General features: G+C 52.7%; 19 protein-coding genes and 1 pseudogene. 19 read left to right on the top strand and 1 reads right to left on the bottom strand.

Features of this window, described 5'->3' with window-relative positions; translation table 11 throughout:
• The first annotated feature begins 14 nt into the window (after positions 1-14).
• The 10 genes and pseudogenes from C0623_13390 to C0623_13345 all read left to right on the top strand — a co-directional run bounded on the left by C0623_13390 (position 15) and on the right by C0623_13345 (position 8138).
• A complete protein-coding gene (locus C0623_13390) occupies positions 15-380 on the top strand; it encodes a response regulator (GenBank protein PLX98310.1) in 366 nt (121 codons plus the stop codon).
• Between the two features lie 49 nt (positions 381-429).
• Positions 430-2313, top strand: coding sequence for a hypothetical protein (locus tag C0623_13385; GenBank protein PLX98309.1), 1884 nt, complete (start codon positions 430-432; stop codon positions 2311-2313).
• Entirely contained in the window at positions 2310-2939 is a 630-nt protein-coding gene (locus C0623_13380; GenBank protein PLX98308.1) for a CheY-P-specific phosphatase CheC, read from the top strand. The genes C0623_13385 and C0623_13380 overlap by 4 nt, the downstream gene beginning before the upstream one ends.
• Entirely contained in the window at positions 2926-3417 is a 492-nt protein-coding gene (locus C0623_13375) for a hypothetical protein (GenBank protein ID PLX98307.1), read from the top strand. Before C0623_13380 ends, C0623_13375 begins: the two co-directional genes overlap by 14 nt.
• Positions 3317-4213: a hypothetical protein gene (locus C0623_13370; GenBank protein ID PLX98306.1), complete on the top strand. Its 897-nt coding sequence runs from the start codon at positions 3317-3319 to the stop codon at positions 4211-4213. The genes C0623_13375 and C0623_13370 overlap by 101 nt, the downstream gene beginning before the upstream one ends.
• A 64-nt stretch (positions 4214-4277) precedes the next feature.
• Positions 4278-5672, top strand: a pseudogene (rimO, locus tag C0623_13365) (30S ribosomal protein S12 methylthiotransferase RimO).
• Between the two features lie 3 nt (positions 5673-5675).
• Positions 5676-6665 (top strand): hypothetical protein, encoded by a 990-nt coding sequence (locus tag C0623_13360; GenBank protein PLX98305.1) that lies wholly within the window; start codon positions 5676-5678, stop codon positions 6663-6665.
• Complete coding sequence (locus tag C0623_13355; protein ID PLX98304.1) at positions 6656-7054, top strand: hypothetical protein; 399 nt, start codon at positions 6656-6658, stop codon at positions 7052-7054. The genes C0623_13360 and C0623_13355 overlap by 10 nt, the downstream gene beginning before the upstream one ends.
• Positions 7035-7622: a hypothetical protein gene (locus C0623_13350; GenBank protein ID PLX98303.1), complete on the top strand. Its 588-nt coding sequence runs from the start codon at positions 7035-7037 to the stop codon at positions 7620-7622. Before C0623_13355 ends, C0623_13350 begins: the two co-directional genes overlap by 20 nt.
• Positions 7623-7655: 33 nt before the next feature.
• Complete coding sequence (locus tag C0623_13345) at positions 7656-8138, top strand: hypothetical protein (GenBank protein PLX98302.1); 483 nt, start codon at positions 7656-7658, stop codon at positions 8136-8138.
• On the opposite strand, the gene C0623_13340 is transcribed toward C0623_13345, so the two are convergent.
• Positions 8096-8962 (bottom strand): Hsp33 family molecular chaperone HslO, encoded by an 867-nt coding sequence (locus C0623_13340; GenBank protein PLX98301.1) that lies wholly within the window; start codon positions 8960-8962, stop codon positions 8096-8098. The two genes, C0623_13345 and C0623_13340, sit on opposite strands and share 43 nt — an antisense overlap.
• Positions 8963-9033: 71 nt before the next feature.
• Between C0623_13340 and C0623_13335 the strand changes: the two genes are divergently transcribed.
• The 9 genes from C0623_13335 (at position 9034) to C0623_13295 (ending at position 20636) form a co-directional block, all read left to right on the top strand.
• Positions 9034-10632 (top strand): hypothetical protein, encoded by a 1599-nt coding sequence (locus C0623_13335; protein PLX98300.1) that lies wholly within the window; start codon positions 9034-9036, stop codon positions 10630-10632.
• Positions 10633-10705: 73 nt separating this feature from the next.
• Complete coding sequence (gene aroC / locus C0623_13330; protein PLX98299.1) at positions 10706-11788, top strand: chorismate synthase; 1083 nt, start codon at positions 10706-10708, stop codon at positions 11786-11788.
• Entirely contained in the window at positions 11785-12672 is an 888-nt protein-coding gene (locus C0623_13325; GenBank protein PLX98354.1) for an AAA family ATPase, read from the top strand. The genes aroC and C0623_13325 overlap by 4 nt, the downstream gene beginning before the upstream one ends.
• A gap of 45 nt (positions 12673-12717) precedes the next feature.
• Entirely contained in the window at positions 12718-13428 is a 711-nt protein-coding gene (locus tag C0623_13320) for a hypothetical protein (GenBank protein ID PLX98298.1), read from the top strand.
• 130 nt (positions 13429-13558) lie between these two features.
• Positions 13559-13954, top strand: coding sequence for a hypothetical protein (locus C0623_13315; protein ID PLX98297.1), 396 nt, complete (start codon positions 13559-13561; stop codon positions 13952-13954).
• A 15-nt stretch (positions 13955-13969) separates the two neighbouring features.
• Positions 13970-14392 carry a hypothetical protein gene (locus C0623_13310; protein ID PLX98296.1) on the top strand — a complete coding sequence of 141 codons (423 nt, stop codon included), beginning with the start codon at positions 13970-13972 and terminating at the stop codon, positions 14390-14392.
• Between the two features lie 156 nt (positions 14393-14548).
• Positions 14549-16363, top strand: a complete 1815-nt coding sequence (locus C0623_13305; protein PLX98295.1) for a hypothetical protein — start codon at positions 14549-14551, stop codon at positions 16361-16363.
• A gap of 276 nt (positions 16364-16639) precedes the next feature.
• Positions 16640-20476: a hypothetical protein gene (locus tag C0623_13300; GenBank protein PLX98294.1), complete on the top strand. Its 3837-nt coding sequence runs from the start codon at positions 16640-16642 to the stop codon at positions 20474-20476.
• Positions 20454-20636, top strand: coding sequence for a hypothetical protein (locus tag C0623_13295; GenBank protein ID PLX98293.1), 183 nt, complete (start codon positions 20454-20456; stop codon positions 20634-20636). The genes C0623_13300 and C0623_13295 overlap by 23 nt, the downstream gene beginning before the upstream one ends.
• Positions 20637-20639 lie beyond the last annotated feature (3 nt).

The raw sequence follows: 20639 nt of genomic DNA, 5'->3' as shown, positions 1-20639 counted from the left end.
TATTGGAGGATACAATGGCAGTAAGGGTAATGGTCGTCGATGACGCCCTTTTCATGCGAAACATGCTCAAGGATATTTTCACCAAGGCCGGACATGAGGTCGTTGGCGAGGCCGCTAATGGCGAAGAAGCTATTGCGAAATATGCCGAACTGAAACCTGACCTGGTCACCATGGATATTGTTATGCCGTTGAAAAGCGGCATCGAGGCGCTCCGGGATATCCGTAGTTCAGATCCGGATGCCTGTATCGTGATGTGCAGCGCCCTCGGTCAGGATGCACTGGTTGTCGAGGCAGTACAGGCCGGCGCCAAGGATTTTATTGTAAAACCGTTTAAAGAAGAGCGGGTGCTTGACGTTGTCCGCCGTGTTCTCGGTTCGTAGTTTCCGGGCGATTTGAACCCGGATTTCACTGAAACGCTCGGGGTCCACCATGGACATGTCGAAATACCAGGAGTTGTTCCTGTCGGAATCGAAGGAACATCTCAAAAGAATGAGTCAGCTCACCATCGCGCTGGAGCAGAATCCCTCTGACCGCGAGGGCATTGATGCCCTTTTTCGCGAGGCCCACTCGATCAAGGGGATGGCGGCCTCAATGGGTTTTGAAAATACGGCGACTCTGGCCCATCATCTCGAAGACTTCCTCGACAATTTTCGAAAATCCGGTGTTGTTCCCGAACCGGCAGTTGATCGGTTGCTGGCCGGAATCGATCTGCTGGAAGGGTTGCTTGCCAATATTGAAGCTGAGGAACCGGAACAGGATGTTACTGCTTTTATGGCCGAGGGGGGAGAAGATCTTCTGGTTGTGTCGGAAGCTGCCGGCGAGTCATCAGGTAATCAACCTGAAGTCAACGATGATGCAAGTGAGGAGTCGGGTCCGGTTTTTAAGGTTTTGATTGATCTTGCCGAAGATGTTCCGGCGCCGGCGGCACGTGCCATTCTCGCTCTGGAGGCCCTGAAGGAGTTTGGCCGAATCGGGTCTTGCGACCCGAGTGAAGAGGAAATGAAACAGGGGCTTGCCGTCAAACAGGTTACAGCCTGGCTGCAGAGTGATGTCTCCGAAGAAATTATTGCGCAAAAAATATCAGCCATGCCGGACATCGCCAATGTTTCATTCGGTAGTGATCGGCGTCAGGAAGGGCGCTCGAATCGGCGTGATGAAGATCTACGAACCGTCCGGGTCCGGACCGCCTTGCTCGACAAGTTTGTCAACCTGACCGGAGAGTTAATTACCAATCGTTACATGTTGCAATCTGCGGCCCGCTCTCAGGAGTGGAACGATATCGATAGCGGCCTGAACCTGCTGACCCGCCTGGTCACCGATCTCCATTATCATGTCCTTCAGGTCCGGATGACTCCGCTTGAAAGCATCACTGCCAATCTGCCCCGTCTGGTCAGGGACCAGTGCCGCAAAAGCGACAAGAAGGTCAAACTTGAAATTATCGGCGATGATGTCGAACTTGACCGGGCAATTCTGGAAGACCTGGCCGATCCGCTTGTTCATATGGTTCGGAATGCGATTGACCACGGTATCGAAAAGGAGGGAACAGTTCAGATTCGGGCCTGGCGCGAAAAGGACCTGGCCCTGATCGAGGTTTCCGATGATGGCCGTGGTATCGACCCGGCTTCAGTTCGAAAAAAGTTGAATGAGAAGAACTTCCTCAAGCCGGCCCAGATTAAAGCCCTGACCGATCGCGAAATTTTTCAGTGGGTCTGTTATCCCGGTTTTTCCACGGCTGGGCAGATAACCGAAACTTCCGGCCGCGGTGTCGGTATGGATGTGGTCAAATCAGCGGTAGAGAGCCTCGGCGGCATGCTCGAGATTGCGTCGAAACGGGGCGAGGGGACGCGTGTTCTCATGAAGTTGCCGCTGTCGATCGCCATTATTAAAATTTTACTGGTCGAATGTGATGGCCAGACACTCGGGATCCCGGTCACCCGTGTTCTGAGGACACTCGACCTTGGCTCAAATGAGGTTCAGTTGTCCGGGAAGCAGAGGATATATCCGCTCGACGACGAAGTCATTCCGCTCTATTCACTCAACCGGTTGTTGCATCTGCAGGAGCATGAGGCTGCGACAATGCATCTCGTCATCAGTGAGATTCAGGGTCGCAAGGTTGGTTTAATCGTCGACCGGCTCTCCGGTCAACAGGAGGCTTTTGTCAAAACCCTGGTGACGCCGTTGAGTCAACTTGCCGGTGTAAGTGGCGCCACGATCACCGGTGAAGGGAAAATAATTTTCATCCTCGATCCCCAGGTTTTGTTTGAGGTTGAAACGGAACAATTCTCTTTTTCAGAGGTCGAGGAGAGTGCATGACTTTCAAGCAGTTGACAGAAGAACATCTCGACGCCTTACGTGAAATCAGCAATGTCGGAATGGGGCATGCCGCGACGGCTCTTTCGCAGATGGTCGGCGAAACAATATACCTCCATGTACCGCGGGTGACCGTTGCTGACATCGTCGAAGTTCCCGACCTGATGGGCGGTCCGGAGCAGGTTGTTGTCGGGATCACCTTGCAGGTCCGGGGTGACGCCTGCGGCAATATCCTGTTGGTCTTTCCGATGGAAAGTGCCAAGCGGATGGTGTCGCGGCTTCTGGGGCAAGCACCGGTCGATGGTGTTTTTGATGAAATAGGAATCTCGACGATCAAAGAGGTCGGAAATATTCTGGCATCGGCCTACCTCGGCGCGATGGGCAGTCTGCTCAATCTGAGCCTGATTCCGTCGATTCCGCTGTTTGCCAACGATATGGCCGGATCGATCATCGATTTTCTCCTGATCGAATTGAGTGAAGAGGGGAATCAGGCGTTGATGATCGAGACCGAATTTCATGGCAACGGCCTGGAAGAACAGATTATCCGCGGGCATTTTTTTCTGATGCCCGATCCGACATCGCTTGAGGTGATTACCACTGCTGTAGGGGGAGTGAATGACCGGGCGTGAGCGCGTCGGAATTTCCGAGTTCAGAATCGCAAGTGCGCCGAATGAACTCGTGACCTACGGTCTCGGTTCCTGCCTCGGGATTACTCTCTATGACCCGGAGCTGAAAATCGGCGGTATGGCCCATACGTTGCTACCGTCACCACGGCCCGGAATGGATACGTCCCGCATGAGCAAATTCGTTGATGCATCGATCGGTCTGTTAGTCGATGCGTTGGTGGCAGAAGGAGCCGTTGTCGCGCGTCTTCAGGCAAAGATTTTCGGTGGCGCCAATATGTTTGAGGCACTGCAGGCCTGGGCAGGAGAATCGATCGGCCAGAGAAATATTTCCTGCGCCCGCTCAAAGCTGGCCGAATTGTGCATCCCGCTGGTCGCTGAAGATGTTGGCGGTAACTTTGGCCGAACACTGGTTTTTGATCTGGCATCGGGTAGAGTTACAGTTAAGTCGGTTCGCGAAGGCCAAAAAGAGAAAAACTATTAGAACCTTGCTGAGGGAGGTTAAGATGGCTTATATGAAAAATCTTGTCATATTCGTATCCCTGATGTTGCTGCTTTCGCCGCTGGCCCGGGCGGCGACCGTAAGAGAGGTTGTCGAGACTCTGGAGGTCCCATTCCGGGTTGATACGCCTTCGGCCGATGCAATCCATGACGTCGAAACCGAATTCTCCCAGGAATCGGGGATCGCTTCACTCGACCGAAAACAGCAGGGGAGTGGCCGGGTGACGCTTCAGTTTGATCGCCAGTCGACATCAACCGTCCCTCTGGTAAAGTTCCGCTGGGAGTATGATTTCCCGACCCGGCAGGAAATTGTTTCGGATGGTCGGACAATGTGGGTTTATATCCCCGAGAACAACCAGGTGATCGAGTCGGATGTCAGCCGGGTTTCGCAGGCAAGATCACAGGATCCGCTGACGTTTCTGACCGGTCTTGGCAACCTTTCGCGTGATTTTCTGGTGCGTTGGGCTTCGCCGAACCGGGATGACGATGGCAACTATGTGCTGAAGCTGACACCGAAAACGACAACAACGATGTTCCGTGAGCTTGAGGTCGTTGTTGATCGGCGGGCGGTGAACGAATATGCTGGCTCCGGGTTGACCGGTCGCACCTTTCCGATTGTCTCAACCAGGGCGGTCGATACAAGCGAAAATACGACGAAGATTGTCTTTGATCAAAACCGGGTCCGGTTGAACCGAGGTGTCTCACCGCTCAACTTTGATTTCATGATGCCTGCCGGGGTTGACGTGGTCAGACCGGAAGGCCATCGCATGGGTTATTGAACAGAAATGGCAGTCATTTTTAAGCGCCCCGGCTGTTGTTTTACTCCGGGGCGCTTTGTTTTGCATGGCGCTGCTTGAAGCTTTGCAGCGGTTGCAGAAAGGTAACAATTAAGTGGCGAAAAAGAAGATCAGCCTGGTCAGTCTCGGTTGTCCGAAAAACCTGGTTGATGCCGAGGTGATGCTCGGGCACCTGCCGGCAGACCAGTACGAGATAGTGACCGATGAAGCGGTCGCCGATATTATTATTGTCAATACCTGTTCGTTTATCGATGAAGCGAAGGAAGAGTCGATCGATACGATTCTTGATGTTGCGGAGCACAAGAACAGTGGCAATTGCAAACTCCTGGTGGTTTCCGGTTGTATGCCGCAACGCTACCAGAATGACCTGGCTGCAGAACTGCCGGAAGTCGACATCTTTATGGGGACAGGTGACGCGCCCCGTATTGCCGAAATCCTGGGCCAGGGCGGTGGGAACGCCGCCGGGTTGTCCTTCGAACTGCCGGATTATCTCTATGATCACGAGACACCGCGACTCCGCTCCTCGCCGTTCTATTCGACCTACGTCAAGATTGCCGAGGGGTGTTCAAACTGTTGTTCCTATTGCGTTATCCCGAGCCTGCGCGGAAACCTGCGATCCCGAACGATCGAATCGGTGTTTGCCGAAGTCGAACGACTGGTCGCCGAAGGCGTCAAGGAGATTAACCTGATTGCCCAGGATGTCACCGCTTATGGCAATGATTTGAATGATGGCACATCCCTCGCACAACTGCTGCGCGAACTCGTGAAGATTACAGATCTGAAATGGCTGCGCCTGCTCTATGCCTACCCGGACGGCATCAGTGACGAGCTGCTTGATCTGATTGCCAGTGAAGAAAAAATTTGTGAATATCTCGATATCCCGTTGCAGCATATCGACGATCAGGTGCTGACGATGATGAATCGGCGCATTGGCGAGACGGGTATTCGCAAATTGCTGAATCGTATTCGTGAACGGATGCCGGAGGCAACGTTAAGGACCTCGTTCATCGTCGGCTTCCCGGGAGAAAGTGACGCGCAATATGCCAGGCTTCTTGACTTTGTCAAGGAGGGACATTTTGAACGGGTTGGTGTCTTCCGCTATTCGCGCGAAGAAGGGACGGCCGCCGCGGCACTTGAAGGGCAGATTCCCGTTCGGATCAAACGGGCCCGCTATCACAAGTTGATGAAAGCGCAAAACCGTGTCGCTTTTGCCAAAAACCGGGCAATGGTCGGGCGGATCGATCCGGTCCTGGTTGAGGGATATAGCGAAGAGACCGACCTGCTGTTGCGTGGACGATCAATCCGCCAGGCACCGGAAGTTGATGGCCAGGTCTACATTACTGCCGGCCAGGCCGATATTGGCGACATCGTGCCACTGCGGGTTACCGATTCCTCCGAATACGACCTGATCGGTGAAATTGTTGAAAATGAAGAAGCGTGACCCGTGATCCGTCCGGCTATTACACTTCTCGGTATTCTCCTGTTTGTTGCTGTTGTCAGCTTGCTGCTGCCCGGCACGGACGGTCCGCTTGTCCGTACCCGACTCCTGATGGGGACGGTCACCGAAATCCGAATCCTCGATCCCGATGCTGAACAATTCGATGCAGCGGTAACGGCCGCCTTTGCCGAAATTGAACGGATCGAAGCCTTGATGTCGCCGCACCGGCCCGACAGCGAAGTCAGTCTTTTGTCCTTGGCTAAAAAACAGCGGACCGTCTCGGCCGATCTGCGCAGAGTCCTGCAGACCTCAATCAATGTCGCCAGCGCAAGCGCAGGAGCCTTTGATGCCGGTCTCGGCCGCCTGGTCCGGCTCTGGGGCTTCGCCGAAGGGAACCCGCAGGTGCCGACCAAAGCGGAGATTGACCGGGCCCTCGTCGGCACCGGACCCGGAGCATTGACGATCGTCGATGATACGCTGGTCAAGCGGCAGGCGCAGCTTGCCATTGACCTCGGCGGGGTCGCCAAGGGGTACGCTATCGATCGAGCTATTCAAATATTGGCGGCTGCCGGCGTGCGTCATGCCAGCGTCAATGCCGGCGGCGATCTGCAGCTACTTGGTGATCGGGCCGGGACCGGATGGCGGATCGGCATCCAGCATCCGCGAAGAAAGGACGGAATCCTGGCGCGGCTTGAACTGGCCGATACCGCGGTCGTAACCTCCGGTGATTATGAGCGCTATTTTGAGCAGGACGGCGTTCGTTACCATCATATTCTCGATCCGCGCAGCGGTTACCCGGCGACAAGCTGTCAGGCGGTAACCGTTATTGCCGGTGAAGCGATGCTGGCCGATGCTCTGGCGACTGCGGTTTTTGTCCTCGGCCCCGAGCAAGGTCTGCCGCTGCTTGCCAGGTTCTCTGCCGACGGAATCATCGTCAGCCGGGATGGATCGGTGGTCACGACACCGGGCCTGAAGGGAAAAGTCGAATGGCCCTGAATGAACTCTGGCGGCGCACAACACCGCTTGACCGGATGATCGTCTTGCTGTTGTTGTTGCTCTGCGTTGTTCTGACGCTATTTCTCGGGCTCTCCGGCCCGGGTGAAACACTGCATGTCCTCCGCGACAACCAGATTATTTTCAAGGCGGATCTCGAAACCGGCCGCCGGGTCGAACTGGCGGGTCCGCTCGGGGTCAGCGAACTCGAGATCCGGGACGGTAAAGCGAGGATTCTCTCTTCACCATGCCCTTACAAGGTCTGTATCGGCATGGGTGCGATCAGCCGGGCTGGCGAGATTATAGCCTGTGTGCCGAACCGACTGTTGATAGAAGTGACCGGGCGGGCGGAACCTGACAAGGGACAAGGCTATGACCTCCTCAGTCGTTGATCCGAATCGCCTGGCCACGGAGCGGCGCCGGGTTTTTCTCGCACTCTTTTCGGCTCTGGCGATTGCCCTGCATACCATCGAGTTCCTGCTGCCGTCACCGACCCCATGGTTCCGGCTCGGTCTGGCCAATATCTTCGCGCTGATCGCGCTTTTCCTTTATGACGGTCGGGCTGCCTGGAGTGTGACTCTGACCCGGATTGTTGTCAGTTCACTGTTTCTCGGGACTTTTATTTCGCCCCGGTTTTTTCTCTCATTAAGTGGCGGAGTATTGGCAACACTGGCAATGATCACCGGCCGGAAGCTGGCCGGCGAACGGATCGGAGCGGTTGGCGTCTCGGTTCTCGGTGCGGCCGGTCACACCTTTGGTCAAATGATCTGTGCCTGGCTGCTGCTGGTCAGGCATGACGGGTTATGGTACTTGTTGCCGATACTGTTGCTGATGGCGGTTGTCGCCGGAGTGATCAACGGTTTTGTCGCTGATGCCCTGCTGCGAAGCCTGCGCCGCCATCCGGCTTTTGCCGAACCGGCGGATGAAACTGGCTCGGTGGCTGATAAAAATGACCTGTGAGCTGCCTCCCGGTTTTGTTATAATATCGAGATAATGATAACGATCATAAAAACATATTCCGTTTACCTGGTGTTGCTGGTGCTTGTTGCCTGTGCCGTTCCGCCAGAAGAAACACCTGAATCGATCATGCAGACCACCCGGTCGGCGGTGCTAAACCTGCCGGGTGCGACCATCAGTTCCGATGGGACCATGATCAGTTATCCGGATGACAATCTGTTCGCGTCCGGCGCTGTTCTGCCCTGGCCGGGCGGCATGGAGGTTCTTGATCCGCTGATCGATCTGTTGCTGTCGAACCGTCAGGTCACTGCGGCCGGAGTCGTTCGTTCAAGCGGACATTCCCCGGAGTATGATCAGCAACTGGCGGATAAAAGAATGGAACTGCTGCTCAGGATTTTTTCGAATCGGGGTATTCCGGAACAACAGGTTCAGCTCTCTGCTGAGGTTCGGGATGGCGCCCCGTTGGAAATAGAAATTCAGCCGATGAGAGACGAAACGTCTGCTGGCGAGAAACGATAGGTCTGTCGGCAGTACTCACAGGTTACGTCAACATCTTCATCCCCGGCGCTCATTTCTTCAAGCTCCTGCCGGCCGAGGTTCTCGAGGATTTTGCTGACCTGTTTCCGGTTGCAGCTGCAACGGAAGCTGAGCGCTGTTCTTTCCGAAGGACCACATTCGATATCGAAGAACAGATCGTCGAGGAGATCTTCGATCGAACCGCCATTCTGCAGGGTGGACGAAAGCGAAGGCATTTTCATGAGACGCTTTTCGAGCTCTGTAATCAATTCATCGGCACAACCGGGCAAAGCCTGAACCATCAATCCTCCAGCGTTGCCGACTTCGGCATTCCGGTCAAGGGTGATACCGAGGATCACCGAGGACGGTACCTGCTCGGAGTGGGTCAGGTAGTAGGCAATATCGTCACCGACCTCACTGGTTTGCAACTGAACCATGCCGCGGTAAGGCTCTTTCAGTCCGAGGTCCTTGATGACGTGGAGAAAGCCGGCTTTGCCAATGCCGTTGGCGACATCGAAGCGGTTATCGCGAGGCGGCAGACCGGCGATCGGGCACTTGACCGAGGCCCTGATATGGCCCTCGGCATCGGTCTCGGCATGCAGCTTCTGCAGGGGCCCGTTTGCCTCCAGGGCAATGGCAAGACGCTGGTTCCCTTTCAGCAGTCCGCCGAGCAGAGCGGCTCCGGTCGCAAGCCGGCCGAGGGCAACCGTTGCGGTCGGATCGGTCCCATGCAGCCGGCGGAGTTTTTCGCACAATACAGTGGTTTCTGCCGCGATGACCCTGAATTGACTGTCCCCGGAAATAAACCGGATAAGTTGATCGCCCATTTTTTACCTCGTTTAAGTCGGCGTATTATTAGCGACTGCTGGCAAACTGTCAAGCGCGATGGAATAGAGTTATGACACTGCCCGAACTTTTACCTTACATCGTACCGCCTCTGCTCGGCGCCCTGATCGGCTACCTGACCAATTACGTTGCGATCCGGATGCTTTTCCGGCCGTTACGGGCCTGGCGGTTGTTCGGACTGCGCCTGCCGATGACCCCGGGAGTTATTCCGGCCAAGCGGGGCGAGCTGGCGATCCGGATGGGTGAGATGGTCGGTTCGCATCTGCTGACGCGTGGAGATGTGGTTCGGACCCTCGAACAGGATTCCTTCCGGAAAGAACTGAAGTCGGCCGTATCGGACAAGCTCAATCAACTCTTCGAACGAGAGCATGGAACGATCGTCTCCCTGGTCCCGGCGGAGTTTCGATCCAGATTCCTTGAACTGGCAGATGCCGCCGGAGTCAAGCTCTCGGAAATAATCGTCATATATCTCAGGAGCGACGAATTTGACCAGTACCTGCGGATCTTCCTGCGGCAACATCTCGATCAATTTCTCATGCTTGATCTCGAACGGACCCTGACTCCGGAAAAATACGACCGGTTGCGTCAGCACCTCGATGAGCGTCTGAGCCAGTTTCTCGGTTCACCTGAGGTCGCCGCCGCGGTCGGCCGTTTCGTGGATGAAAGAACCGGGCGACTTTTGCGAAGCGACAAGCCGATGCGGGCGCTTTTGCCGGAGGATCTTGTCAAGCTCCTGCTCGATCAGCTTGACCGGGAAATTCCGGCGCTGCTCGAAAAGTTCGGGGGAATGTTGTACGATCCGGATTTCCGCAAACGGATGGCAGCCAGCATCCGGCAAGTTCTGGAAAAATTTATCGATTCCCTCGGCGGGCTCGCCGGACTGCTCAGCGGATTTATCGACCTCGACAAGCTCTATGTAAAAATCCCGGACGCTCTTGACCAGTTGAGCGAGGAAGTCGCCGGCTGGTTGCGCGAGGAGAAAACACGGGGTCAGGTTTCGGCGCTCGTGCGCGAGCGGATTGAGAGCTTTCTTGACAAACCGCTCGCCGGCTACGTCGACAAGTTACCGTACGAAAAAGTTGACGGTGTCCGGGTTTTTCTGCGCGAGCGGGCTGCTGGCATTATCCGCAGCCGAAAATCGGTGGAGACTTTGCTGGGTCTTATTGACGAAGGCTTGAAATCAATCCGCAACCGTACATTCGCAAGCTTGCTCGATACGGCGATGCCCTCCGGCAGCAGGATGGCGGCGATCGGGGCGCTGGAGGGAAAAGCGCTGTCATTGCTCCGGAGCGAACCGGTTGCCGATCAGATCAGGACGGTTGTCGGCAATGAGATTCGGATCCTGGTATCTGAAAAAAAGGTGGGACGTCTGGTGACCCGGTTGCCGTCCGATGTCGGACAGGAATTGGAGGATATATTTTTCCTGCAAATTTACGAGGTTCTGCGCAAGGAGGTTCCGGTGCTGGTCGATGCACTGAACATCCGCCAGATGGTTGAGGACAAGGTGAACAGACTCGACCTTCTCGAAATCGAGTCGTTGCTTCTCGGCGTAATGCAGGAACAGTTCCGTTACATCAACCTGTTCGGGGCTCTGCTCGGTTTCCTGATCGGTCTGTTGAATCTGCTGATTCTGCAGTCCGGAATGTTCTGAGTACCGGGACTGTACAGATCAGGCCGATTGACGTATCATCAATGCGCTTGCATTCATATTTGGGGAGAAGATCATGTCGAGTACATTTGGCACCCTGTTTCGGGTGACGACTTTTGGCGAATCACATTGCCGGGCGGTTGGTGCCGTCGTTGACGGTTGCCTGCCGGGCATTTCATTAACCGAAGCCGATATCCAGCCGCAGCTCGACCGGCGACGGCCCGGGCAGAGCCACCTGACGACGCCGCGCAACGAGGCGGACCAGGTGCAGATCCTTTCGGGGACGGAAAACGGGCGCACCCTCGGAACGCCGATTGGCCTCAAGGTTGATAACAAGGATCAACGGCCCGGTGATTACGGCAGCATGTCCGATATTCCGCGACCGTCACATGCCGACTATACCTACCGTTCTAAATATGGCATTCATGCATCGAGTGGCGGCGGCCGGTCGAGCGCCCGGGAGACCATTGGCCGGGTCGCGGCCGGAGCCATTGCCGAAAAGATCCTCAGGGAAAAGTTTGGCGTCGAAATCGTTGCCTTTGTCAGCGCCATCAACACGGTCGAAGCCGGAGAGATTGACCTGATCGGTATCGATCGGCAAACGGTTGATTCGTATGTCACGCGCTGTCCCGACGCCGCAACGGACAGGGCAATGGAGCAGGTGATTGTCGACGCCAAGGCGGCTGAAGACTCCCTCGGCGGAATCATTACCTGTGTCTGTCGAAACGTTCCGGTCGGACTCGGTGAGCCGGTTTTTGACAAGCTCGAAGCCCGGCTGGCCCAGGCGATGCTCTCCATTCCGGCGACCAAAGGATTCGAGATCGGGTCTGGCTTTGCCGGTACCCGGCTGCGTGGTTCACAGCATAATGATCCTTTCGTCAAAAAAGGCGACCGACTCGGGACGGTGACCAACAACAGCGGCGGCGTCCAGGGGGGTATTTCGAATGGTGAGCCGATCGGGTTTCGGGTTGCCTTCAAGCCGACGGCAACGATCGGCATTGCCCAGAAGACGGTTGATATGAATGGCAACGAGGTCGTTCTCGAAGCGGAGGGACGACACGACCCGTGTGTTCTGCCGCGCGCAGTGCCGATTATCGAAAGCATGGCTGCCCTGGTTCTGCTCGATCTGGCGTTGATCCAGAAGACAAGGTTGGGCTGATGTCCCTGCCGCCGGAGATGATAGCCAAGCTTGACCGGGTTCTGTCGGCGTTTGAGCAGCTGCTGCCAAAGCCGGTCGAACCGATCGACTGGGCGGTCTGTCCGGCCGCCAACTGGCGCCGCCACTCGTTTTCCGGATACCTGGAGCCGATTGAAGAAGTGTCGAAAACCGAGCTCGATCACCTGCTCGGGATTGATCAGCAAAAAAAGATCATAGAGAACAACACCCGGCAATTCCTCGCCGGTTATCCGGCCAATAACGTCCTGCTCTGGGGCAGTCGCGGCACCGGGAAATCATCGCTGGTCCGGGCCCTGCTCAATCGCTACGTCGATGAAGGTCTGCGCATTGTCCAGGTCGACAAGAACGACTTGATCTACCTGCCGGAGATTTTTGCCGAGATCAAGGACGCCCCCTACCGGTTTGTTCTGCTCTGCGATGACCTCTCCTTCGAGCCGGGAGAAATTACCTACAAGATGCTCAAAAGTGCACTCGATGGATCGGTTTACGCGGCGCCGGCGAATGTTCTGATTTACACGACCTCGAACCGTCGGCATCTGCTCCCCGAATATGAAATCGATAACCTTGGCGCCAAGATGGTCAACAATGAAATTCATCATGGCGAGGCGGTTGAGGAAAAGATATCACTCTCCGACCGGTTCGGGCTCTGGGTCTCATTCCGGACATTCTCCCAGGAGCACTACCTGCGGGTCGTCCGCCAGTGTATTCAGGACCTGGCGTTTGAAAATGGCATCGAATTGAAATGGGACAGCCAACTCGAGAAAGAGGCTGTCCGCTGGTCACACGACAAAAGCAAGCGCTGCGGGCGCACCGCCGCGCAGTTTGCCAGGTACCGTGTCGGAAAAGCGAGGTTAGCGGCCGAATAGGCCGGGCCTTTTTTCAGGGCTTTTCGGTATGAAAAAGGAAGACTTTTGTCAGTTTTCGATGCCCATCCCGCCATCAAGAAACTTCTCGCCACCATCTGGCTTGCCATCTTCTGCTCCGGCCTTGTTCTCTGGTGGCAGTCCGGGATTCCATTGACGCAGATCCCGTACCGTCTTGAATCCTGGCTTGAACAGTTCGGGTTGTTGCATGCGGCCCTGATTTACGTTGTTTTTTATACAATTCGTCCTCTGATCCTCTTTCCGGCAGCGCTTTTGACGATTGCGTCGGGGCTTGTTTTCGGGCCGTTTCTTGGAGTCATCTTTACGATTATCGGTGAGAATGCGAGTGCCAATTTTGCATTTTTCCTGGCCCGCTGGTTCGGGCGATATCTTGTCGCGGCCCGGGAATCAGAGAGTTCTCTGGCGGCACGCTGGGACCAGCGCCTGCGCCAGAATGGCCTGGTCACCGTCCTGATCATGCGCCTGATATATCTTCCGTTTGATCTGGTGAATTTTGCCTGCGGACTGACTGCGATGCGCCAGCTCGATTTTGCGATCGGTACGTTCATCGGCATTATCCCGGCACTGGTCTCTTTTGTCCTGTTCGGTGGTGTCGCATCGGCAACGAATCAACACCGGATTTTGACCCTGGTCCTGGCCATACTCTTTTTCTTCCTGGGCCTGATAGTTGCCCGTCTGCTTAAAAAAAACGGTAAAGAAGGTGATGCAACCGATCTTCAGCCCGGCGGTGATGCCTGACCTGATGCAGTTTTATCATTGATTTTGGGCCGATTACGGAACTCTTCGGCTGCATGAATCATCCTCGCGTGGGTTGCTATTTCTGCCTGGTATGATTAAAGTTAACTCTACCTTGCAAAGGAGGTTCACGATGCTTCGTATGTGTGTGCTGACCTTGCTGTTCCTGTTGCCGGCGGCAATCGTTCCGGCCGAGGTCGAATGGCAGGTCAACGGAAATCTCAAACTCGATTCGGACCCGATCGATATGACGACCAGTGCCGACGGACAGCGGGTCTTTGTTCTACAGGAAAATGGGAAGATCCAGGTGCTCGATGCCTGGGGACGTCCACAGGAGAGCCTCGACCTCGACTTCGCGGCCGAGAAGATAGCGGTTTCACCCGACGGTGAGCGGCTGATCCTCAATAAGGGCAAAGAGGTTCAACTGGTCTCACTCGAATTTATCAAAAAAATCGATATCTCCGGATCGCCTTTCAAGGGTCCGGATGACGCAAAGGTGGTGGTCGCTGTTTACAGCGACTTCCAATGACCGTACTGTGCGAGGCTGACGCCTCTACTCGAGCAGGTGCTCGAGCAATACCCGAAAGATGTCAAACTGGTTTTCAAGCACTTTCCGCTCGGCAATCACAAGTTTGCCGGTCCGGCAGCCCTCTCTTCCCTGGCTGCTAACGACCAGGGAAAGTTCTGGGAGTTCCATGACCTGGTATTCGCCAACTACAACAAGCTGAGTTCGGAGAAGATCAGGGAACTTGCCGAAGCAGCCGGGCTCGACATGACCCGCTATGATCGGGATCTCAAGGACAAAGTTCGGGAGTACACCGCCCTGGTCCAGCGTGATTTTCGCGAAGGGCAGAGAAATGGTGTCCGCGGGACACCGTCGATCTTTGTTAACGGCCGGCTGCTCAAGCAACGGAGCCTGCCCGGATTCAAGGCGATGATTGAACAGACAATTTCCAGGAAGAAATAAAGGAAGTCGTCAGTTGGCAGTTTTTGGTTGTCAGAATAAGGAAAGGTCGGACAGATTGTTCGACCTTTCCTTGTTTTTCAAGTATATTGGTCGCATTATAGATGGAGCCAGGTGACGACTTTTTAGCCACGGGGGGCAGGATGAATAGATATATCAATGAAAATGGACGATAGTGCACGAAATGATTTTCGGAAGATTTTTTATCCCCTCTTCGCCATCCCTTCAATCGTTACCATCATCATCTTTGTTCTGTTGTTTCAAACCCAATACCAGAGACATCTGAGCGATATCAAGAGCCAGAGTACGGGGGCTTTACTTTCAGTTGAGAATAGTGTCTCCATAGAGTTTGACGCCGTAATTGCAGAATTGATCGCGTTGAGTCGCAATCATTCCTTTCAGGTATATTTAACAACCCCTTCGGATGAGAAGATCAAACAAATAGAGCACGACTGGAGCGTACTCATGGAGAGCCGAAAGGTTTTTGATCAGATCCGCTTCATTGATCACTCCGGTCTTGAGAAAATCCGTGTCAATTACCTGGCCGGGAAGGCGCTGGCCATCCCCAGGCAAAAGCTTCAGGATAAGTCGGATCGTTATTACTTCACCGATACTTACAGGCTCGATTCAGGTTCCGTATTCGTGTCACCTCTCGATTTGAATGTAGAAAATGGGCGGATAGAAGAGCCGATCAAGCCGATGATCCGTTTCGGTATTCCGGTTTTTGACCAGAAAAACAGGAAGCGCGGTATCGTTGTTTTTAATTACCTGGCTGAACGTTTAATTGACCAGATCAGGAGTGATACGCAACGATCATTGTCCGGGCATTTAATGCTGATGAACCGGGAAGGCTTCTATCTCTCCCATCCGAATTCCGCTAAGGAATGGGGATTCATGTATGACCGGGATGATCGGTTTAACAAGGATTTCCCCGATATATGGGACGATATGGGACAAGGAGGAGCCGATTTCAGTAGAAACGATCAGGGCCTTTTTGTTTATTCCAAAATCGCTCCGATCAGCCCTGCCGGCAACCGGGACGAATCATCTCACCGAAACGTGACCGGTCCTTACTCCGGTTATAGCTGGTATGCTGTTCTGCACACTCCGGAAGATCTCCTTTCCGCTTCGGTCTCTTATGTGGAAAATGTGTTTATCACTTTGGGCGTGGTTTTGGCCCTTCTCTATTTCTCCGGGGCCTGGTTTTTGGCCAGAGCATTTTGTCGAAACTGGATCGAGCGGAAAAAAATGCTCGATCAGCGCATCCGTGATGCCCAGATGGCATCGATTGGCGAGCTGGCGACCGGTGTCGCCCACGAAATCAACAACCCGATTAATGGTGTTATCAACTACGCACAAATTCTGAAGAATCGACTTCCGGAGGATGAATCCACGGACAAAATGTTGAACGGTATTATGTATGAAGGGGGCAGAGTCGCTAAAATAGTCAGTAATCTGCTAAGCCTTTCCCGGCAGGAAGCACAAGAGTTTAAACCGCTCCAGATTGAAGAGATCATTAGTGCGCCATTGCAGCTGCTTGAAAGGCAACTTGAACAGGATGGGATAACAGTAGATGTCTCCATTGAAAGTGACCTGCCTGAGGTTCAGGGCAATGTCCAGCAACTGGAACAGATTTTAATAAACCTGATCAGCAATGCCCGTCATGCCCTGAATGCAAAATATGCAACGGACGATCCGGGTAAGGTCATACGCATAGAGGCAAGTTGCACGGGCGAAGGGTCTGCAAAAAAAGTGCAACTGTCAGTTATGGATCAGGGATGTGGTATTCCTGCGGGAAAAATTAATAAGATATTCAATGTTTTTTATACGACCAAACCAGCCGGAATAGGGACCGGTCTTGGGTTGAGTATGTCCTACGATATAGTAAAAAAGCATGGAGGCACAATCTCTGTTGAGAGTGAAGTTGGTGATTACACTAAAGTTGTTATCGAGTTCCCTGTTCTAAAAGAATAAAAGCATCCCGACAATCACGATTGCCAGAAGCCTATGCCATTTCAGGATGTCAGTGGTTTGAATATTGATCACAGTGGCCATTTTTCAGTTGTTAAATTTCGCCGAAAATTTGAGCCAGATCGAAATTTGGTTACTTTTTATCTGTTATACTGAAAATTCAGAAAACATATTAAAGGCAGCTTCTGCATGAGTTGGAAATTTAGCCTGTGCGTATGAGCTTTTTCTTTGGTCGTAGCTTGTCTTATCTGGTTTGGTCGGTCCGCTGGAGGATTATTTATGGATGAGAGTTATTCAAAACCGCTACGTTCAGAAATTGAAAATAACTTCCATGCATTGACAGAGTCCGCACCGGTTGGAATCTTTCTCAACGATGCGCAGGGCAAGACGACCTATGTTAATAAAAAATGTGCTGAACTGGTTGGAGTGACATCTGAAGAAGCACTCGATTTTGACTGGATCCCCTTCCTCCATCCCGACGATCGAGACCGAATGGTTTCCGAATGGCAAAAAGCGTTCGAGAATAGCAAGGAATTCCGCTCGGAGTATCGTTGGGTTCACTCGGACGGGAAAGTCGTATGGACGCTTGGCGAGGTCAATCCCATACTGGGAAAAGACGGTAAAGCGACTATGTTTGTCGGGATGCTAACCGACATTACCGCTCATAAAGAGGCAGAAAAAGCTTTTAGGAAAAGTCAGAAGTTACTCAAGGAGACGAGCAAAATTGGTAAGGTTGGTGGCTGGGAAGTCGATATTGATACCGGAAGGCAACGATGGACTGAAGAAGTCTGCCGTATCCATGAAGTCAATATAAACTATGATCCGAACCTTGAAGAAGGGATTAATTTCTATTCTGAGGCATCAAAACCAGTTATTTCAGAGGCGGTACAAAGAGCTATCGAGAATGGTGAGTCTTTTGACCTTGAACTGGAATTGATTACTGCAAAAGGAAACCTTCGGTATGTTCGTGTTGTTGGCATGTCCGACCTGCCGAATCGGAGGATTTATGGCTTTTTCCAAGATATCACCGAAAAAGCACAACAGGATGAATTACTACGGAGGAGTAACAAGAATTTAAACCTTGCTCAACGTATTGCAAATATCGGGAACTGGACACTTGATCCTGATATTGGTGTGCCTGAGTGGTCAGAGGAAGTTTATCGGATCTATGATCGAGCCCCGGAAGATGGGCCTTATTCTTTGTCAGATTACAAAAATGTTTACAAGGGCGAATACTTAGATAAATTCACATCTGTCATTAAGAGAGCGATAGACCAGGGGAAGCCGTATGATGTTGAATTGAAACTTGTGTTCGCCCCGGATCGCGTGAAATGGGTACATGCCCTTTGCGAACCGGAACAAAAAACCGGATCGGGAAAATACTTTTTAAGGGGGACAATTCAAGACATCACTGAGCGCAAACTGGTCGAAGAAAAACTTTCCGAATTCCAATTCGATTTACAAAAAACGCTCGAGTTATCGCCAGGCATCATCTGCGCAGCAAATACAAACACAGGCTATTTCACAAAATGTAACCCGGCAGTAAGAAATATATTAGGTTATTCAGAAAAAGAATTTTTGTCTAAACCGTTTCTTGAATTTATCCATCCTGATGACAGACAAGGTACGGTCGATGAAACATTGAAACAATTAAAAGGGGAGCCGGTCTCGAAATTTCAAAATCGATTTGAGTGTAAAGACGGGTCCTATAAATGGTTGTCATGGAGGGGGACCAAGGCAGATCAGGATGGAAATGTTTATGCAGTTGCAACGGATATAACTGAACTGAAAAAAACAGAAAATAGATTAATAGAAAGCGAAGAAAAGGTCCGATTGGTACTTGATTCTGCGGCAGAGGGTATTTACGGTCTCGACCCGCAAGGGAATTGTACCTTTTGCAATCAGAGCTGCGTCGAACTCCTCGGGTTTGAATCTGAAAACGACCTTCTCGGGCGCAATATGCATGAGTTAATTCATTACAAAACGAAAGATGGAGTACCGCATCCCGTCGAAAATTGCCAGATTTACGATGCTTTCAGAACCGGGCAAAAAGTCTATCTTAAAACTGAAGTCCTCTGGAAGGCTGATGGCACACCATTATCGGTCGAACTCTGGAGCTACCCAACGATACAAAATGGCGAAGTGACCGGTGCCGTCACCAGTTTTGTCGATATTTCTGACCGCTTGCAGGCCCAGGAAAAGCTGAGGTCGAGTGAAGAACAATACCGGAATCTGGTCGAGGGGACCCCTGACCTTATTTCTAGCGTCAACCCCGAGGGGTACATCGTTTTTATTAATCATGCCGCACCCAAGTTCTACGGGATGCAACCTGAAGAGTGCATTGGAAAGTTGGCCTTTGATTTTATTCATCCCGAGGATCGTTCCGGCACTACTAGCGCTTTTGGTACTTGGTTGCAAAGTGATGACAGTACTTTTAAACATGAAAATCGTCTGGTCAGTATCGATGGGCAGAGAACTCATGATGTATCATGGACGATCAGCATCGAGAGAAGTTCGGATGGCTCTGTTTCCGGGTTTTCCGGCATCGCGAAAGATGTTACCGAACAGAGACTGGCCGCGAGGGAGATGCAGGAACATAAGGCAACCCTTGAGTCGTTGTTTGATTCGATTCCGGATGCCACTGTTCTTGTCGACCAGCAGAGAAGTATTATTGCTATCAACAAGGCTTTCACCGAGACTTTCGGTTACACGCTGGACGAAATAGCTGGAAAACCAACTTCGGTATTCTATGAGAGCGGAGAGGAATTCCTCCGGCAAGGCCGTCTGCGCTTTAATTTGTCCCCCGAAGAGGCTGCCGAACCCTATATCGTTACTTATCGTAGAAAAGACGGCTCCCTGTTTCCCGGTGAAACCATTGGCACCAAGGTGTTTACCCCGGGCGGTAACGTCATGGGCTTTTTTGGCCTCATGCGCGATGTTTCTGACAGGTTGCGGCAGGAAGAGGCGCAGCGTCAAGCCCAGAAGATGGAGGCTATCGGCACCCTGAGTGGCGGCATTGCACACGATTTCAATAACCTGCTGGCGATTATTAGCAGTAATATCGATATCGTTCAACATAAGCAGAAAACCGCGACCGATTCTGCCGAGAACATTGGCCATATCAAAGAGGCCGCCAGTCGTGCAAAAAGTCTCGTCGAACAAATTCTTACCTTCAGCCGTCATAACGATCAGGCCCTCTCTGCGGTTGATCTCTCCCTGACCATTTCCGATTCACTGAAATTGTTGCGACCGACCATTCCTGTTAGCGTTGAGATTCAGACCCGGGTTGAAAGGGGCACCGTATTTGTCAACGCTGATTCGACCCAGGTGCAGCAGGTTCTCATTAACCTTTGTGCCAACGCTGTCGATGCAATGAATGAGCAGGGGCTGCTGAAAATCAATCTGTTGAAAGTTGACCTTGCCAGCAACGAACTGCCTTCCGACACCGAAGCACAACCCGGTTGTTACGCAGTAATCTCGGTAAGCGACACTGGCCACGGCGTTGAGCCGGAGTATCTGGATCGTATATTCGATCCATTCTTTACCACCAAGGAAGTCGGTAGCGGGACCGGTATGGGACTGGCCGTTGCCCATGGTATCGTTTCGCAGCATGGCGGCCATATAACCGTTGACAGCGTCCCTGGAGAGGGGACCACTTTTCATGTTTACCTTCCCCTGCTTGAGGATTATCAGCCGGCGCCGGAGGTCGACGCCGAAGACTCTTTGCCGACCGGGACTGAGCGAATCCTTTTTATTGATGATGAAGAGTGTCTTGCCGAGACCTGCAGCGAGTTATTGGAATACCAGGGGTACACGGTTGCCAGTTTCACCAATAGCCGTGAAGCTCTCGAGCTGTTCAGGGAAAAGCCGGAGGATTTTGATCTGGTTTTTACCGACCAGACGATGCCCGGGATGACGGGCGTGGAGTTGGCGAAAGAGCTGTTGAAAATCCGGCCGGAGATCCCGATCATCATCTGTAGTGGTTATACTGCCCAGATTTCAGAAGATGATATCGAAAGGATCGGTATCCGTGAATTCTGCCTGAAACCGATGGACATAAAGAAACTTGCTACGGTAACCCGGAAAGTTCTGGATGAGAATAATTCTGCGTGCTGAAGGGTGTAGCGGGGCAAATCTCGATTACGACAAATCAAAGTTCCGGCTTGTATCGCGAAAGCCCCTGGATTTTCTGGGGGCTTTCGCGATTAGTCTTGCTTGTTTTCTGCCGTTTCTTTTCCTTGCGTTCTGGACCCCGGTGGTAAAGTTTCTGGCCTGAGAA

Origin of the sequence: Desulfuromonas sp. (assembly GCA_002869615.1) — a bacterium.
Lineage (GTDB): Bacteria > Desulfobacterota > Desulfuromonadia > Desulfuromonadales > UBA2294 > BM707.
Note: the sequence above shows the minus strand (reverse complement) of the source record. Positions and strands in the feature narration are given on the sequence as shown.

Excerpts from the sequence above, each read along its gene's own strand:
- C0623_13385 (PLX98309.1), top strand. The coding sequence starts at position 430 with ATGGACATGTCGAAATACCAGGAGTTGTTCCTGTCGGAATCGAAGGAA.
- C0623_13315 (PLX98297.1), top strand. The coding sequence starts at position 13,559 with ATGCTTCGTATGTGTGTGCTGACCTTGCTGTTCCTGTTGCCGGCGGCA.
- C0623_13295 (PLX98293.1), top strand. The coding sequence starts at position 20,454 with ATGAGAATAATTCTGCGTGCTGAAGGGTGTAGCGGGGCAAATCTCGAT.
- C0623_13350 (PLX98303.1), top strand. The coding sequence starts at position 7,035 with ATGACCTCCTCAGTCGTTGATCCGAATCGCCTGGCCACGGAGCGGCGC.
- C0623_13340 (PLX98301.1), bottom strand. The coding sequence starts at position 8,962 with ATGGGCGATCAACTTATCCGGTTTATTTCCGGGGACAGTCAATTCAGG.
- aroC (PLX98299.1), top strand. The coding sequence starts at position 10,706 with ATGTCGAGTACATTTGGCACCCTGTTTCGGGTGACGACTTTTGGCGAA.
- C0623_13370 (PLX98306.1), top strand. The coding sequence starts at position 3,317 with ATGTTGGCGGTAACTTTGGCCGAACACTGGTTTTTGATCTGGCATCGG.
- C0623_13380 (PLX98308.1), top strand. The coding sequence starts at position 2,310 with ATGACTTTCAAGCAGTTGACAGAAGAACATCTCGACGCCTTACGTGAA.
- C0623_13345 (PLX98302.1), top strand. The coding sequence starts at position 7,656 with ATGATAACGATCATAAAAACATATTCCGTTTACCTGGTGTTGCTGGTG.
- C0623_13355 (PLX98304.1), top strand. The coding sequence starts at position 6,656 with ATGGCCCTGAATGAACTCTGGCGGCGCACAACACCGCTTGACCGGATG.
- C0623_13305 (PLX98295.1), top strand. The coding sequence starts at position 14,549 with ATGAAAATGGACGATAGTGCACGAAATGATTTTCGGAAGATTTTTTAT.
- C0623_13300 (PLX98294.1), top strand. The coding sequence starts at position 16,640 with ATGGATGAGAGTTATTCAAAACCGCTACGTTCAGAAATTGAAAATAAC.
- C0623_13390 (PLX98310.1), top strand. The coding sequence starts at position 15 with ATGGCAGTAAGGGTAATGGTCGTCGATGACGCCCTTTTCATGCGAAAC.
- C0623_13375 (PLX98307.1), top strand. The coding sequence starts at position 2,926 with ATGACCGGGCGTGAGCGCGTCGGAATTTCCGAGTTCAGAATCGCAAGT.
- C0623_13335 (PLX98300.1), top strand. The coding sequence starts at position 9,034 with ATGACACTGCCCGAACTTTTACCTTACATCGTACCGCCTCTGCTCGGC.